General features: G+C 42.7%; 11 protein-coding genes and 1 pseudogene. 6 read left to right on the plus strand and 6 right to left on the minus strand.

What is annotated here, in order from left to right; translation table 11 throughout:
* Window positions 1–395 precede the first annotated feature (395 nt).
* The 4 genes and pseudogenes from ACNRYB_RS18105 to ACNRYB_RS18120 form a co-directional block, all read left to right on the plus strand.
* Window positions 396–581 (plus strand): annotated as a pseudogene (locus ACNRYB_RS18105) (LuxR C-terminal-related transcriptional regulator); the annotation flags it as partial.
* Window positions 582–1,494: 913 nt separating this feature from the next.
* Window positions 1,495–2,379 carry a DMT family transporter gene (locus ACNRYB_RS18110; RefSeq protein WP_473728216.1) on the plus strand — a complete coding sequence of 295 codons (885 nt, stop codon included), beginning with the start codon at window positions 1,495–1,497 and terminating at the stop codon, window positions 2,377–2,379.
* Entirely contained in the window at window positions 2,379–3,218 is an 840-nt protein-coding gene (locus ACNRYB_RS18115; protein WP_473728217.1) for a hypothetical protein, read from the plus strand. The genes ACNRYB_RS18110 and ACNRYB_RS18115 overlap by 1 nt, the downstream gene beginning before the upstream one ends.
* Window positions 3,219–3,221: 3 nt before the next feature.
* Window positions 3,222–4,379, plus strand: coding sequence for a cysteine desulfurase family protein (locus ACNRYB_RS18120; protein ID WP_473728218.1), 1,158 nt, complete (start codon window positions 3,222–3,224; stop codon window positions 4,377–4,379).
* A gap of 842 nt (window positions 4,380–5,221) precedes the next feature.
* On the opposite strand, the gene ACNRYB_RS18125 is transcribed toward ACNRYB_RS18120, so the two are convergent.
* The 3 genes from ACNRYB_RS18125 to ACNRYB_RS18135 form a co-directional block, all read right to left on the minus strand.
* Window positions 5,222–6,832 (minus strand): arylsulfatase, encoded by a 1,611-nt coding sequence (locus ACNRYB_RS18125; protein WP_473728219.1) that lies wholly within the window; start codon window positions 6,830–6,832, stop codon window positions 5,222–5,224.
* 414 nt (window positions 6,833–7,246) lie between these two features.
* Window positions 7,247–7,651, minus strand: a complete 405-nt coding sequence (locus tag ACNRYB_RS18130; RefSeq protein WP_473728220.1) for a helix-turn-helix domain-containing protein — start codon at window positions 7,649–7,651, stop codon at window positions 7,247–7,249.
* 22 nt (window positions 7,652–7,673) lie between these two features.
* Window positions 7,674–7,817, minus strand: coding sequence for a hypothetical protein (locus ACNRYB_RS18135; protein WP_473728221.1), 144 nt, complete (start codon window positions 7,815–7,817; stop codon window positions 7,674–7,676).
* Window positions 7,818–8,599: 782 nt separating this feature from the next.
* Here ACNRYB_RS18135 and ACNRYB_RS18140 point away from each other — a divergent pair.
* Entirely contained in the window at window positions 8,600–9,925 is a 1,326-nt protein-coding gene (locus ACNRYB_RS18140; RefSeq protein ID WP_473728222.1) for a hypothetical protein, read from the plus strand.
* A gap of 24 nt (window positions 9,926–9,949) precedes the next feature.
* Window positions 9,950–10,363, plus strand: a complete 414-nt coding sequence (locus ACNRYB_RS18145) for a hypothetical protein (RefSeq protein WP_473728223.1) — start codon at window positions 9,950–9,952, stop codon at window positions 10,361–10,363.
* Between the two features lie 439 nt (window positions 10,364–10,802).
* On the opposite strand, the gene mobC is transcribed toward ACNRYB_RS18145, so the two are convergent.
* The 3 genes from mobC to ACNRYB_RS18160 are packed head-to-tail and all read right to left on the minus strand — an operon-like array spanning window position 10,803 to window position 14,460.
* Window positions 10,803–12,785, minus strand: a complete 1,983-nt coding sequence (gene mobC / locus ACNRYB_RS18150; RefSeq protein WP_473728224.1) for a conjugal transfer protein MobC — start codon at window positions 12,783–12,785, stop codon at window positions 10,803–10,805.
* 32 nt (window positions 12,786–12,817) lie between these two features.
* Window positions 12,818–14,083, minus strand: coding sequence for a relaxase/mobilization nuclease domain-containing protein (locus tag ACNRYB_RS18155; RefSeq protein WP_473728225.1), 1,266 nt, complete (start codon window positions 14,081–14,083; stop codon window positions 12,818–12,820).
* Window positions 14,071–14,460, minus strand: a complete 390-nt coding sequence (locus ACNRYB_RS18160; RefSeq protein ID WP_473728226.1) for a plasmid mobilization protein — start codon at window positions 14,458–14,460, stop codon at window positions 14,071–14,073. Before ACNRYB_RS18160 ends, ACNRYB_RS18155 begins: the two co-directional genes overlap by 13 nt.
* Window positions 14,461–14,585: the final 125 nt, after the last annotated feature.

A 14,585-nucleotide genomic window follows, 5' to 3' on the forward strand; every position in this document is an offset into this window, starting at 1 on the left:
CGCTAGCCGGGGTTGAATATAAATAGCCGGCTTCCTTTAGAATGAATTTCATATCCAGCCTTTTTAATGCATTTCTGCTTTTTTTCTTTTTATCTTTAAGGGATATATCTAAAATTCAAACTCGTAATCATCAAACATACAAAACGTACATTACTTAATATTACGGCATTCCGTAATCCCTAACATTTGTGGAAAAATAGCTCTTTAATAAAAAAACAAATCACGTATAATTACCTGTTTTTGCTCAAAAAAAATGCCTTCGCAGGCATTTACAACTATAGTTGAAATTAGAAAGAAATCATATAAGCAATAAATTATATAATATCTATCTATTATAATGTTGAACGTCAGGCTGTGTTTAAGCCTGCCAAAGAAATCGTAACAAGACGGAAAAGGAAATCCTAAAAAAACTCATTGAAGGTCATAACAGAAGATCTCTTTCTGAGAAGCTATTTATTAGCATAGAAACGGTAAATACCCACAGAAGAACATTCTTAGAAAAACCCAGACTAAAAACACCACAGAACTTATCACAAAAGCAATTAGAGAAGGATGGTTCTAATACTTCTTTTGTCTATTGAAAAGCTACATGACAAAAAACATTAAGATTACGGTAATCCTCCAATCAAATAACTTCCCGCTCCAACCACCCCCCTCTCACCGGCCAAAAAAACAATCTAAAACAATCTAAAACAATCTAAAACAATCTAAAAAGAAGAAGAAGAAGAAGAAGAAGAAGAAGAAGAAGAAGAAAAACAATCTCAAAAAAGAAAACTAACTAACTAACTAACTAACTAACTAACTAACTAACTAACTAACTAACTAACTAACTAACTAACTAACTAACTAACTAACTAACTAACTAACTAACTAACTAACTAACTAACTAACTAACTAACTAACTAACTAACTAACTAACTTTTAAATAGTCTATCCATTTAAACAAATTCGCCAACCTAATCAATTTTACCTTCACTGGTCAAAATCATAATTAGATATATCTTTAGAAAGAAAGAAAGAAAGAAAGAAAGAAAGAAAGAAAGAAAGAAAGAAAGAAAGAAAGAAAGAAAGAAAGAAACGGCATCTAAAGTGACATAGTGGCTCCAATCCCAAATTGAACGATCAACAGTTTAGAATAAATTTGACATTAGTTTATACTATTGCAAATGCTTAAAAGCGGCTTAAAGCCCGTCATTAATGGCATTTACATCTTAATTTTATTTCTGTTATTATTTTCTCACAAAAAAGAATCAAAAAGTTACGAACTCGTAAGCCCTTTCCTATACTGGCAATTGCACAGATCTTAAGGCACAAAAAACGTAAATTATTGTCTATTAAAGCAATATTACGGAAAGCCGTAATTAAAATATTACATTTTTAAATATTTTAGCAAAAAATCAACACCCTTCAAAACTTCCTGATCTATTTCTTACATCGCAGCTGGAGCAGCAGGAACATTTTGAAAAAATAACTAACAAAAAAACGACTATTAAAATGACCAAAAAACTACTGCCGATTATTTCAATCGTGTCGGCCTGTATCCTCTGGGGACTGGCTATCATTCTCACCAAGCAGACCACCGAACAGCTTGAATTCCCCCACATTGCCATGTACCGCTTCCTGATTGCATCGCTGTTTTTTATTCCCTTTGCGGTTAAGAAAAAAATAGCAGTGCCCGGAAAAGCAGATTTTAGGGTATTCCTGCTTACGGCATTCTTTACGGTTCCCTGCACCTTCCTGCTGCAGTTTGCAGGCATCTCGATTACCAGCGGCACCAATGCCTCGCTGATTATCGGAATGACACCAACGATTTTTATCATGGTCTCTTACATTGCCTTCAAGAAAAAAGAAAGCAAAGCAGTATTGTTCTCTGTGCTGCTGTCCATTATTGGAATCGCGCTTGTCGTGGGAAGCCCGACTGCCGGAAACAGCTGGATAGGAAACCTGCTAATTATAATATCCCTCATTACGCTTTCCATCAGCACTATCCTGAGCCAGAAAATAATGAATACTTATTCCCCTTTAATAACCACTATACTTACCTTCTGGATGGGAACTGCCCTATTGGTTCCTCTGGTGGTTGTTTTTTACGGCATGCCTCCAACTGATCTGGATACAGCCGTATGGATTTCGCTCACCGTTCAGGGAATCCTGTGCACTTCATGCGCCTATCTGTTCTGGAACTACGGGCTTCAAAAAATCTCCATGGCCAAGGCCGGGGTCTATGCCAACATAGAACCCATTGCAGGGGTCATTTTCAGTTCGGTGCTGCTTTCAGACAAAATAAATGCGCAGATTGCGGTCGGAGGGGCACTTGTCATTATCGCAGCGCTGCTGATTTCTGTTATTGACCTTTATAAATTCAAAACGGCATCATAATGAAATTAGCGCTTATGAAACTCAGCAGACTGGAGAACGAGGTTTTCCAGTCCGCATCACAGCACATCAAAGACAGCAAAACTGCGTCCGCTCCCGTAATCTACCTTGAAGGAGGGCATTACGATCCACGCTATGAGATCTCTGAATTTTCCACAGACTCGCTCCGCCACGTGCTGCACATCGCCAACAATCTTATAACCGTCTATAAGGGAAGAGTCCGAATAGTAATCGGCATTCTTGTAGATAATCTTGGGCTCCAGTGCACGGAGAACAGCTGTGAGATCAGCGGTGCGGAAAAACCTTCGGAATTATCCCAAGAGCTTCCATCAGAAATAGAAAACATACTCGGAGAGTATTTTATCGTAAAAAGGGACAAGCTTATCATTTCCAACGAAAGAAACTGCAAAAACAAAACGATTTCTTTTCTGAAAAAACTGATCCAGACGCCCCACCCAAACATTTCCGTTCAGGACAGCGGCGACACTCAGTCGGTGAACTATCTGGCGGAAGACCAGCAGCAGATCCAGCTTGCAGAGATAAAAAACACGGTGACCTGGACTGCCAAATGCCCGTCCATCATGGCGCAGCATTATACCGGAACCTTAGGCAAAATACTTAAAAGGTTTCCTGAGGCAGAAGATATCACCATTATCGATTTCTCTGAAATTGAAGACATCAATAAAGTTACCAGAGGGGTTGAAACGGCATTTAATGTCTATCTGCCTGAAATGGATGCGGCTTCAAATGTGGGCATTATCAATGTCTTTATGACCGATTTCGGAGCAGAGCAGTATACGATTAAAAAAGCAGTTTATAAACCCCAGACCCAAAACATATAAAAAATGGATAATCAAAATCAGCTGGTTTATTTGGACTATAACGCAACAACACCCTGCGATCAGGATGTTGTCAATGAAATGCTTCCCTATTTCACGAGTATGTACGGCAATGCTTCAAGCGTGCATTACCAGCTCGGATGGCACAGCCGGACAGCAGTGGATAACGGCCGAAAGCAGGTTGCAAAACTCATCAATGCGCAGCCTCAGGAAATTGTATTTACGTCGGGCGCAACGGAAGGCAATAATCTGGCGATAAGAGGCGTCTTTGAAGCCTGCAGGGAAAGGGGAAACCATATCATAACCTGCAAGACAGAGCATAAAGCAACGCTTGACACTCTGGAATACCTGCGCAGAAATGGTGCGGAGGTCACTTTTCTGGATGTTGACACTGACGGCGCCATAAACATTTCTGAACTCGCAGATGCCGTCAATAGCAATACGATTCTTGTCTGCCTCATGTATGCCAACAATGAGACAGGAGTGCTGCATCCCTTTGCAGAAATTGGACGGTTCTGCAGAAAAAATGATATCATATTCATGTGTGATGCCACGCAGGCAGCCGGTAAAACTGTGATCGATGTTCAGCAGGACCCCATCGACATCCTGACTTTCTCTGCACATAAAATGTACGGTCCTAAAGGGATAGGCGCTTTATATGTCAGAGAAGGATGCCGAATGAATATCATGCCGCAGATAACAGGAGGCGGGCATGAAAACGGCATGCGAAGCGGCACGCTGAACGTTCCTGCAATTGTTGGATTTGGGAAAGCGGCAGAAATTGCCACTAAAGAACTCAGTTCTGATGCCGGCCACGAAATAATACGCCTACGCAATAAACTCGAAGGACATCTGACAGAACTGAAGGGCGCAAAGCTAAACGGAAAAAATGCAGGAAGGCTTCCACACGTGACCAATATCTCTTTTCTGGACATTGACGGAAAAAGGCTGCTGAAAACTTTAAATAAGTTTGTGGCTGTCAGTTCAGGTTCAGCCTGTTCTTCCTCTTCTCTGGATACCAGCCATGTGCTCAAAGCAATGGGAGTGGAGCCTGAAACAGCCCAGTCCACCATACGTTTTTCGATAGGCAAATATACCACTGAGGAGGATATTAATTTCACTATCAGAAAAGTGGATGAAATAGTGGCTAGTTTAAGAACTTAAGCAATAAGCGATCCGCAGTTTAGCACACTCCATTATTATTAACCGACGCTGTCTTTCATGAGTACCATGAATGGCAGCGTTTCTCTTTACAATCATTTGTGCATTTGCAGAAAAAGACAAACAATCGCTATGATAAAAACTATACTGCGCTGTCTCAGGTATATAAATAAAAGATTTGGTTGTGTCGCATCTGTCAGAATCAGACACAAGAATTTAAGCACTTTAAAATTTAGGCCGCCAATTTAGACAATGATTTGAACATAGTTATCTCTGGCCCACTAACCATCTGATTCTTCCTCACATATGCCCAACTTCAATTCCACTCAAGGTTCGTTTGGCAAAGTAAAGATTTACAATCACATTGTGGTAAAATAATTGAAAGTAAAAATAAAAGAACTATAGAGAAAACTTAAAATCTCTTTCTAAAGAGTTCTTGCAAATCTTACTAAATCATCTCCCATCAAATAAACTCTAAAAAACAATTCTTCATTTAATAAACCTCCCCCTTCCAACCGACCTCCCACTCGCCGGCCAAAACAAAAAAACTAAAAACAATTAAACCAATCTAAAAAAAATAAAAAGAGAAAACACTAACTAACTAACTAACTAACTAACTAACTAACTAACTAACTAACTAACTAACTAACTAACTAACTAACTAACTTTTAAATAGTCTATACATTTAAACAAATTCGCTAACCGGATCAATTTTTGCATCGCCTGCCAAAATCGCAATTAAAAAAACTTTAGAAAGAAAGAAAGAAAGAAAGAAAAACTTTTCCTGCAGAAATGAAAAGAGACGGCCAGGGCCGTCTCTTCCGATTAAAAATTAAAAAGTGTGATCACTTAGAATCTACGCTTAGCGGCGGAAGATTCACTTTCTTTTCATTCATCATTTTTTTCACCTGTTCTATAGTCCTAAAACGCTCTATCTGCATCTCGCCTGTAAAAGTTTCGCTCTGAGGCGCTCTTGGAGGCATCTGGGCATAGGTTTTCATCAGATCAGCAATGGCCTGATTAAAAATTATGGCTGTCCAAGTTTTCTCTGTCCAGCTGTTCATAAACAAATCATATCGCTCTTGTGGATCTTGCCACAAATTGTAAATAGCGGGAACTGTTGCCACATAAGTTTCATCGCCTCTCCAGCCAAGCTGCTGTCCTGGCGCGTCACTGCCCGCTATTGCGCCATTATCTCCTCGAGTATTAAATACTGCTTTGAATTTTCCGATTCGCACTGCTCCTGGCGACAATTCGGCTTCTGTAAAATAAAACCATCTATCGCGAAGCGGCGTTCCTTTTTTAAACAATACGTTTGACATATCATAGCTGTCAAAAACCATGTCAGCTCCTGCTCTGTCTTTTTTAGGAAGCTCTACGCCAGCAAGACTGGCAAATGTTGCCATAAGATCAAGTCCGCCCACAATATCATGGCTTTGGCTTCCCGCCTCAATCTGTCCCGGCCACCAAGCAATTGCAGGCACGCGGCTTCCGCCTTCCCTGTCTGTTCCTTTGGTCCCTCTAAAAGGAGTATATCCGGAATCAGGATGCACATCCTGCCAAGCGCCATTATCTACTGTATAAATGACAATTGTATTTTCTGCTATGCCCAAAGAACGGATCTTATCCATAATACGCCCTACATTGTAATCCATTTCCACCACAGCATCTGAATATTTGCTCTTGCCTGGAGATTTGCCCACAAATTGTTTTGAAGGAAGATTCGGCTGATGGTTTTTAGCAAAATTGATGCACATAAAGAACGGATCTTTGCTTTTTCCGTATTCATCAAGCTGCTTCAAGTTATTTTCCACCATCATCATGTCCAGCTCGGCAATATTCTCTTCTGTAACTTTACTTATCTCACGAGCTTTTCCGCCTGCTTCGCCTTCAAGCACACCTATAGTCACTTTTTTGAAAAGCTCCAGCATTTCTGGAGACATCTCTGGATTCCAAGACTGGAAAGCATACGTATAAGCATTCAAATGGTACAACACCACGTTCTGCATTTTGTCAAAACCATGCGCTATCGGCATGGCATAATCTGCTTCTCCAAGATGCCATTTTCCAGAAAAATACGTTTTGTAGTTGGCTTTTTTAAGCACTGAAGCCAGAGTCCATTCTTCTTTTGGCAGTCCGCCCCCCTGTCCCTGAAAAGCAACTGTGGTCATACCGCTTCTATTCGGAATGCGTCCCGTAAGCATCGCGGCTCTTCCTGGCGTGCAGCTTGGCTGACCGTAAAAGGACCAGAACTGCATCCCTTCTCTGGCCATTCGATCCAGGTTAGGCGTTGGCATTCCGCGCCCGACACCTCCTCCGTAAACTCCCAAGTCTCCCCAGCCGGTATCGTCTGAGATGACCATTATAATATTGGGCTTCTTTTTGGTCTGGGCCTCCGCATAAAAAAAGGCAAATGCACTTAAAGCGGCGGCTAACAGTATGGCTTTCTGTTTCATAATTATGGTTTATTGTGATTAGCATATCATAAAATTAAAAACCAATTCCCATAAATGGCAGCATTTCAATCCCAAAATGGTTTCATATTATAAAATGAAACATCAAATCATAAATAAACAGGCAAAAAATCCATCCATAAACCAAGAAGGTTCGCTTGATTCTATATAAAATGCCTTTTAAAGCCGCGAACCTCTTATGCAGAAAACAAGATGATTTCAAGCTTGTCTTTCTCTAATCCAGCAGAATTCGAATACCCTGAATGGGATAATGCGGAGATTAACTTTTTCATAAATTATGCCTAACCAATTTTTGGCGGCTAACTATAAAATACAATTCAGAAATCAGCGCATAACCAAATTTGACGCCCCTATCTTCATGTTTTAGCTGCTGCCCAACTGCAGCTAAAAAGCCGTTTATTCCTGCCCTTCTTTTATTGCTTTCAAATATTCCTCGGGCCCCAGCCCCAAGTGCCGCTTAAAGGCTCTGTAACTGGTAGTCCTGCAGGAAAATCCCGAAGCTTTCGCCATCATTTTGACTGTAAAGCCGTCCCATTCGGATGTTAGCGCTTTTTCTTTGAAATGCCGTATTCTCATCAAATTTATGTACTCATTAAAATTATGTCCGGCTTGCGAATTGATTAAATGTGAAAGCGCATTGCGTGGAATTCCCGTTTCCAATGCCAGCTGGACCAGCGAAAAGCCTGCCTGCAGAAAAAGTCCCTTTAAAATTACAATCCTATTTACTGCTTCCAAAGATGCCCTGTCTATTTTTTTTCTGTTTTCATAGCGCAATGCGGAATTATCCAGCAAGCGGATCATACCGCCTGCCAGCTTATATATGTTATTCTTTTGGATGGCGCGCAGCGCCAGCTTGATGATTCTTCTGTTTTAACCGCTTCTCCCTCCCAGATTTTTTTCTGCAAGAAGACACTATTCCCATTACCGGCAAAAATAGTACGGCTAATTGCAGCGATTTCTTTTTCATGTTATGGCTTTATTTAAATTACCATCCTATGCTTACGGTTTATCTTGAAGCATAAATTTACAAAAGCATGTTTTTAAAACTCAAAAAAAAGCGGTTGCAGATTATAAAATGCAACTTCAAAATGCATGAATACATTCCTGCTATGCATGAAAAAACAAAAGCCTAAAAATGAAAATTTCCGAATTATTTTACCGCAGCTGAGCTGCAGCGAACAAATTCCAATAAGAAAAAAACAGTATGCCTATTCATTGTTTCCAGTTTATCTCTCATCAGAAATCAAACAGCATAACACTCCGACCTCTTTAAAATATTTTCCTTTCCAACCAACCTCCAAATCGCCGGCCAAAACAAAAAAAAGAAATCAATCTAAAAAAAAGAAAACTAAATAAATAAATAAATAAAACTAACGCTTCGGCACCGCTCTCCTCTTCATACCGAAGAAGTGCCGTCTGCTACATCTTTTTGCAGCCATTATATTGATTCAGCAATCATAACTGGTGCCGCAGCCTTCTAAAAAGGCTCATAATCTTCGCCGTCATTTAAAAATGCACTTTATAAAACACTGAAATAAAAGCATCTATTTTTATTATTTAAAATAATTATAAATAATACCCGGAAAATTTTTAAATTGTAAGAATATATAATTAAGTTTGCCCTTTAAATCAGCACTCCTGATTCTATTGCCCTACATTTTCCAATCCGAATGGCCAACGGATTCTTAAATAGGGCAAATGCCGCAATATCGTGGCTCTATAAGTGCATATCAATATTTTTTAAACCCTATGAAAAACAAACTTCAAAAGCCCTTTTCATTTCTTATGGCAGGCACCGCTCTATTTTTTGCCTGCTGCCAGAGTGACGACTCGGGCAGCCCAGAACAGAAATCGGCCGTTTCTGACGCAAGGGAATGGCTCGAAAGCAGCCCGCCGGATTTGGAAGCCTTAAAATTTACCGAGTCCATCAATTGGAATAATGCAATTGTCCTTGACAACAATGGAGAGCAGGCAATAGAGGTGCCATTGTCCCTTATGGGCAATACCGCCACAAACGTTGTGCAGGACAGCGCCTACAAGCCTTTTATGAGACTGCTGCTCATCAAAAACTCCGACGGTTCCTATAAGGCCTTCAGTATTGACTATACCACCGACGACCGGTCATTTGACAATACTGACAGGTCATTTAACATCCTGGATATCGGAACCAAATTTTCGGGATATATCACCATTCAGAAAATCGGCGGAAGCATTGCCTATTCGGGAAAATATCAAAATGGAGAATTCTCGGGGCTTCATAATTATGATAGCGGAGAAAATCAGACCAGCAGGCTGGTCTGCACCTACTATGTGACGGTGGAGAACTACACCACCTGCAGCAACTGGGTCTGGCTTCCCGATTATAACCCGGGCAATCCCACAACGCTGCCTCCTGGTTACATGCCTGGAATATCCGGACCTCTCCCTGCCTTCGTTTACCCCCCGATGGATCCATGCGTTGCCGCATCAATAGCTACGGGCATGGCTGCAAATGCTGGCTTTTTAAACGCAAGAAATGCCATATTGCAAGCGGGTTCTGACGGGCGCGAGCACAGCATCACTTTAGGGGCGCCATTTGGCGGGGCGTACTCGCAGGCAAAAATGAATAATGGGGGGCCAAACGATGTGCCTGTAAACGAAACCCATCCGGGAGCATTTGCAGCTATGCATAACCACCCCAACAACACTCCGTTATCGACAGGAGACATCTATGCTGCAGTATCGCTAAACATTAAAAACGCAGGCTTCTCTACCTCAATAATCCTCACAGGCGGAGAAACTTATGCAATAGTGGTTAATAATCTGCCCGCCGCAAAGGAATTCGTAAAAAACTTTCCGCCCGACATATCCCCAAATTACCCGCCCGAATTCCCCGATGCCATCTTTGACCAGGTATTGGATGTAAGGTCAAAATTAGGAGACTCGCTGGAGGCTCGCACAGCGGCAATAGCTTGGGCTTTAGACCAGAACAATGCCGGAATAACGTTAATGAAACTGGATGCTGCCGGCAAATTCAACAGATTCAAATTAGAGAAAAACGCAGCGGGGACATTCATCCCGGTTCCCTGCAAATAAGATGAAATGAAAATAAAAAAGAATATGAAAAATACAGTAAAAATTATAGCGGCCATAGCTCTTTTTCTAAGCATAGGCTGCAAGGCTCAGCAGATGGTGCAAGTGCCTGCTGACGTATCCAAACTTAAAGCAAACGAGCAGCAGTTCATCAACAGGCCTTTAAAAAATCTCCTGAAGGAGATAAAACCCGAAATAAAATTTGTTCTGGGCACAGTGGACTCGCCTTCCTATTTCTCCTTCCGTTTTGTAAGCAGAGAGGAATTTGCCAATGCCTCTGCGCAGTCCAGCACACCATGGCTGCATGTTTATGTGAAAGAGCCCCTGGACTGGAGCTTTGAAAAAAGGCCCAAAGGAAAAGAATACGAGTGGACTAAAGAAGATGCTGAAAGATATGGAAACCTTACTGTCACACGCATCAAAATTACAGGCAGAGAGTAAAAATTCAGTTGCCATAAATCCCCAATCAGACATGATTGGGGATTATTATAAATATGCCGCATGTTCCATGCCACAAACAGAAATTAGAGCAAGGCTAAATAATCTCCAATCAAATCGGATCTTATTCCAGCCACCCCGCTCACCGTCCAAAATCATGCCTAGATAATCATACTTAAACCATCCAATAAAGAAAAAAAGCTTTACTGCAGCACTCTAAGATCATCATCGAAAAGCATTGGTTCGAGTCCTGTTCCCGCTACTAAAAAAAGCTTCAGATTCCTCTGAAGCTTTTTTTCTTAATTCAGCTGCAATTGGCCTGGCAGCTATACCTTCTTTTTCATAAACTTAAAACACCCAAATAACATTTTAGGCTGTCGCCATAAAAATCAAAATACAGATAGTCCTTTATATCAGGCTCCGCAGAAAAATCCAAAACGCATCACCTCTTCTTCTTCACCACCAGATGCTTCAGAGCGGGATCATTCAAAAGCCTGTCCATCTCCGTGTAGATGATCTCCTGCACATCCCTTTTGATCTGCGCAAAATTCTGCTGGACCATCCCGTTGTCGAGTTTTCTCACAGGCGGTATTTCTTTATAATTCTCTTCTTCTTTTCCAATCGCTTCATGGTCATTTAAAATTTCAGAATGGAATGTCTTAAGCTTGATCCTGCACTGCGGATCATCGGCCACCATCCCCACAAATTCCCCTGAACTCAATGACGAAATCCTCGATGGAGGCACCGCTGAATCGAGCTGTCTGGAACGGCTGACCGAAGTATCGGAACTGTTTATGGACAAGCTCTCCCTGTCCTGCATGATCTTGCCGAAACGCTCCGAAAGCTGTTTGGCAGTATCTCCCGTCACCTGACCCGAGATGATGTTTCCGGTGATGTTCATAATCACATCGGCCTGCTCGCGCCCGTAGTCTTTTCTAAGCTGGCTGAAGTCCTGCACGCCGAGGCAGGTGCTGACCTTGTTGCTTCTGGCCGTGGCGATCAGGCTGTCCATATTGTTGAGATAGATGGTCGGAAACTCGTCAAAAATCAGGCTCGATTTGAGCTTTCCTTTCTTGTTGACCAGCTTTATCAGACGGTTAACATACAGCGAAAGCACGGCACCATAAATCTGCAGCTTCTGCGGATTGTTCCCCATGCAGACAATCTTAGGCTCCTCGGGATTATTGATATCCAAAGTGAAATCATTTCCCGAAAGCACATAGTACAGCTGGGGCGACGACAGCCTTGCCATCGCAATCTTAGCTGAGGCGATCTGCCCCTCCAATTGATCCATCGCATCATTGAGATATGCATTGACAAAAGGGTTGATGAGCACTTCGATTTCCTTATCGGTGCGCAACAGGGTAAAGAGGCTGTCATAGTCTGCCTGCATGAGCTCAATGACATGAGGCAGCGTGCAGAACTCCCCGCCGTTGTATCTTCTGAGATACCAGATTACGGCCGATAGGAAATTAATCGGCGACTCCACAAAAAAATCTCCCTGCTTTTTAATCCACTCCCGATTCAGCCCCAGTAAAATGGTACGCGCCGACTCGGAGGCATCCGTAATATCCACCATCCCGAAGGGATCCAGCGGATTGCAGCGGTGCATGATATCATCAAAACTAATGAAGTAGCATTCAGGCGTTACGGCATACGCATGCTTGAATTTTTCAAAGGTGTTGTAGACAATTTTCGAGAGATCATCGTACTTGAAATCATAGACAAACATGCTGAAGCCTTTGGCTATGTGCTGGGTGATGACATGGCGGATGACAAAGTAGGATTTGCCCGATCCGGGCGTTCCAAGCACCAGCAGGCCGCGGAAGGGATTGATGATATTGATCCAGCTCGCTCGCACTTTCTCTTTGAGGTAATACCGCGCCGGCAGGTTGATGGAATATTCATTTTCCAGAAGCCTTTCTTCCTGGGGAAAGGTCTCGTTTAACGCATTAAAAACATCTGCAGCCGAAAGCCTGTTTTTAATGATGCGCGAGAGCAGAGCGCCGCCTGAAAGCACCAGCAGAAATCCCAATGCCGTCATAACCATATACAGCACCGCGCACAACACGTCAGAACCATAAAAAAACAGAACCAGACCGCTCAGAAAATAAACCAGCAGTCCTGAAATCACATAACAAAATGCTGTTTTAAATTGCAGCTTTTCATCCTTTCTCCCTTTTGCCCCAAGCAGGGAAACCGCCAGAAGTCCCAAGGCCAAAAGCTTGGAGAGATGAAAACTATTAAACAGTCCAGTCTTATAAACCGAATCTAAAATTTTATCGCCAAAAGCTCCCGTCATCTCCCATGACCGGAATGCCCCGTAGCAGTAATAATAAAAATGAAGCATCAGCATGGTGATGCTCATCAGTCTTGTCATGTCGAGTATTTTTCTCAGCGCCTGTTCGTTTTCTCCCGTCTGCATAACTGTCAAAATTTACCATTGATCATTCCGGATCAGTTCAGATCCGAACGTCCTTTTCTTTTTCTTTTCTTCTTTCTTCCCTTGAACTTTCCGGATACATAATCACCCTGCCATTCGGGCCGCATGAGCTCTTCGAGTCCTTTGATATTGATCCCCTGAACCCCAGTCTGATCAGACTCATCCAGTCCATTGTTCATCCCCTTGAGCAGTACTTCTCCACTGTTCAAAATCTTTTCCTTTTCTGATCCCCCGGCGCATCTTTCCAGCACCGCTTTAGCACTGTAATTTCTTCCCAGCCCGCTGCCGTTAAAGACACATTTCGTGGCATGATCCACATAGGTGATCCCATAAAGCTGTCCTGCATCGCTCTTTCGCAGCACCGTGCTGATTCCCTCCTTTTGAAGCAGAGAAACCAGTGTATCAAGACTCAATTCCCTGTCGAAAAAAGCGCTGTCCACTGCGCTGCGGATCCTCTTTTTTTCAAAGGCCCTTTCGGTATTGTTTGAAGCAAATTTCCGCTCCAGAAAAGCCTGTGTCGGACGCATCGAAAAATCGCTTGCCTTAATGGGAACACCGACCGGTTTTCCGCTCTTGTCCGTTATCCTGTATACCAGCCCTGCCGCCTTAAAAATCCTAGACTGTTCGCTGCCTCTGTCTGCCTTTATATTGTAGAGCTGCAACACCGCATTGAGCTCTGCCAGGGAGGTGTACTTATAACCTGAAACAACGGTCTGAAGAACACCCGCCATGGCTTTTTTGGATTCCATTTTCCCGTACTGAGTTTTAGAAACCGAAACTGGTTTGAGTGCAGAAACCACCTGCTTAACCGCATCTTCAGCCCGCACCAGACCGAAGTCTTTTTCAATCTCTTTCCGGGCTTTCTCAGACTGGTTTTTTCCGATGTTCTGCATGTCGATTCTCGAGCCGTCCGATCTTACTTTTATCGACACGATATGGATATGCGGATGCCCTGCATCATGATGCTGATACACCAGATAGGGCTGCTCCCCAAAGCCTATTTTCTCCATATAGATGCGGGCAATTTCCATGAGTTTGTTCTCTGGGTAATTCTCTGATGGATGAAAGTTCAGCGAGATATGCACGCTGCCCCTCTTCACATTGCCATTAAGGGCATTCTGGTGCAGCAGCCTGCTGAGTTTCATCGAAGGGTTCATACGCGAAACCGCCATCGGATAACCGCCTTCCCCAATGCACACCGCCTTGCCTTGCTTCACCTTGTTTTCGCTGTAATTGAAAATGCACCGCACCGAATGTCCGGTCTTGATTACTGCAACCATTTCACGGCTGTTTTGTCCATAAATTTCTGAATGGATCCCACCTTCTCCACCAGCTCTTCCCTTTGGGCTTCCGTCTGCATAATCCAGTCCCTGAACTCTGGAATCTGCCCCAGGGTATGAAGCCTTTTGACAGTCTGGTTAAAGTTGTTTACAAGGCCGTTTAAATCTCTGCGCAGGCACACCAATTCAAGCATAACCTCATCAAGGGATTCATTTCTGTAATTGACGATAACGGGTTTATGCAGAAGGCTTTTCCTAAGGTATTCGCTCATCTGTCTGCAGGCGGTTGCCTTAAAACGTCTTTCCAGCTGCGCATACTCGGCGGCTGTAAATCGCACCGCCGCAATGCGGTTCCGGTTTGAATTTTCTTTCTCCATCTTCTTTCTCTTTTCATTTCTTTAAGCATCATTTTTCCAGATTCCTCATTTTCAAAATCACTGCCGCGAGTTCCGAGCACAGGGCAGCCGGATGCGTTTGTTTAACAAACGGACATCTGGCAGAC

The sequence above is a fragment of the Flavobacterium sp. CR10 genome, from assembly GCF_055814415.1.

What these genes read in the sequence shown, in the direction of transcription:
- mobC (WP_473728224.1), bottom strand. Translation starts at nt 12,785, where the DNA reads ATGCAGACGGGAGAAAACGAACAGGCGCTGAGAAAAATACTCGACATG.
- ACNRYB_RS18160 (WP_473728226.1), bottom strand. Translation starts at nt 14,460, where the DNA reads ATGGAGAAAGAAAATTCAAACCGGAACCGCATTGCGGCGGTGCGATTT.
- ACNRYB_RS18130 (WP_473728220.1), bottom strand. Translation starts at nt 7,651, where the DNA reads ATGATCCGCTTGCTGGATAATTCCGCATTGCGCTATGAAAACAGAAAA.
- ACNRYB_RS18145 (WP_473728223.1), top strand. Translation starts at nt 9,950, where the DNA reads ATGAAAAATACAGTAAAAATTATAGCGGCCATAGCTCTTTTTCTAAGC.
- ACNRYB_RS18115 (WP_473728217.1), top strand. Translation starts at nt 2,379, where the DNA reads ATGAAATTAGCGCTTATGAAACTCAGCAGACTGGAGAACGAGGTTTTC.
- ACNRYB_RS18135 (WP_473728221.1), bottom strand. Translation starts at nt 7,817, where the DNA reads ATGAAAAAGAAATCGCTGCAATTAGCCGTACTATTTTTGCCGGTAATG.
- ACNRYB_RS18155 (WP_473728225.1), bottom strand. Translation starts at nt 14,083, where the DNA reads ATGGTTGCAGTAATCAAGACCGGACATTCGGTGCGGTGCATTTTCAAT.
- ACNRYB_RS18140 (WP_473728222.1), top strand. Translation starts at nt 8,600, where the DNA reads ATGAAAAACAAACTTCAAAAGCCCTTTTCATTTCTTATGGCAGGCACC.
- ACNRYB_RS18110 (WP_473728216.1), top strand. Translation starts at nt 1,495, where the DNA reads ATGACCAAAAAACTACTGCCGATTATTTCAATCGTGTCGGCCTGTATC.
- ACNRYB_RS18120 (WP_473728218.1), top strand. Translation starts at nt 3,222, where the DNA reads ATGGATAATCAAAATCAGCTGGTTTATTTGGACTATAACGCAACAACA.
- ACNRYB_RS18125 (WP_473728219.1), bottom strand. Translation starts at nt 6,832, where the DNA reads ATGAAACAGAAAGCCATACTGTTAGCCGCCGCTTTAAGTGCATTTGCC.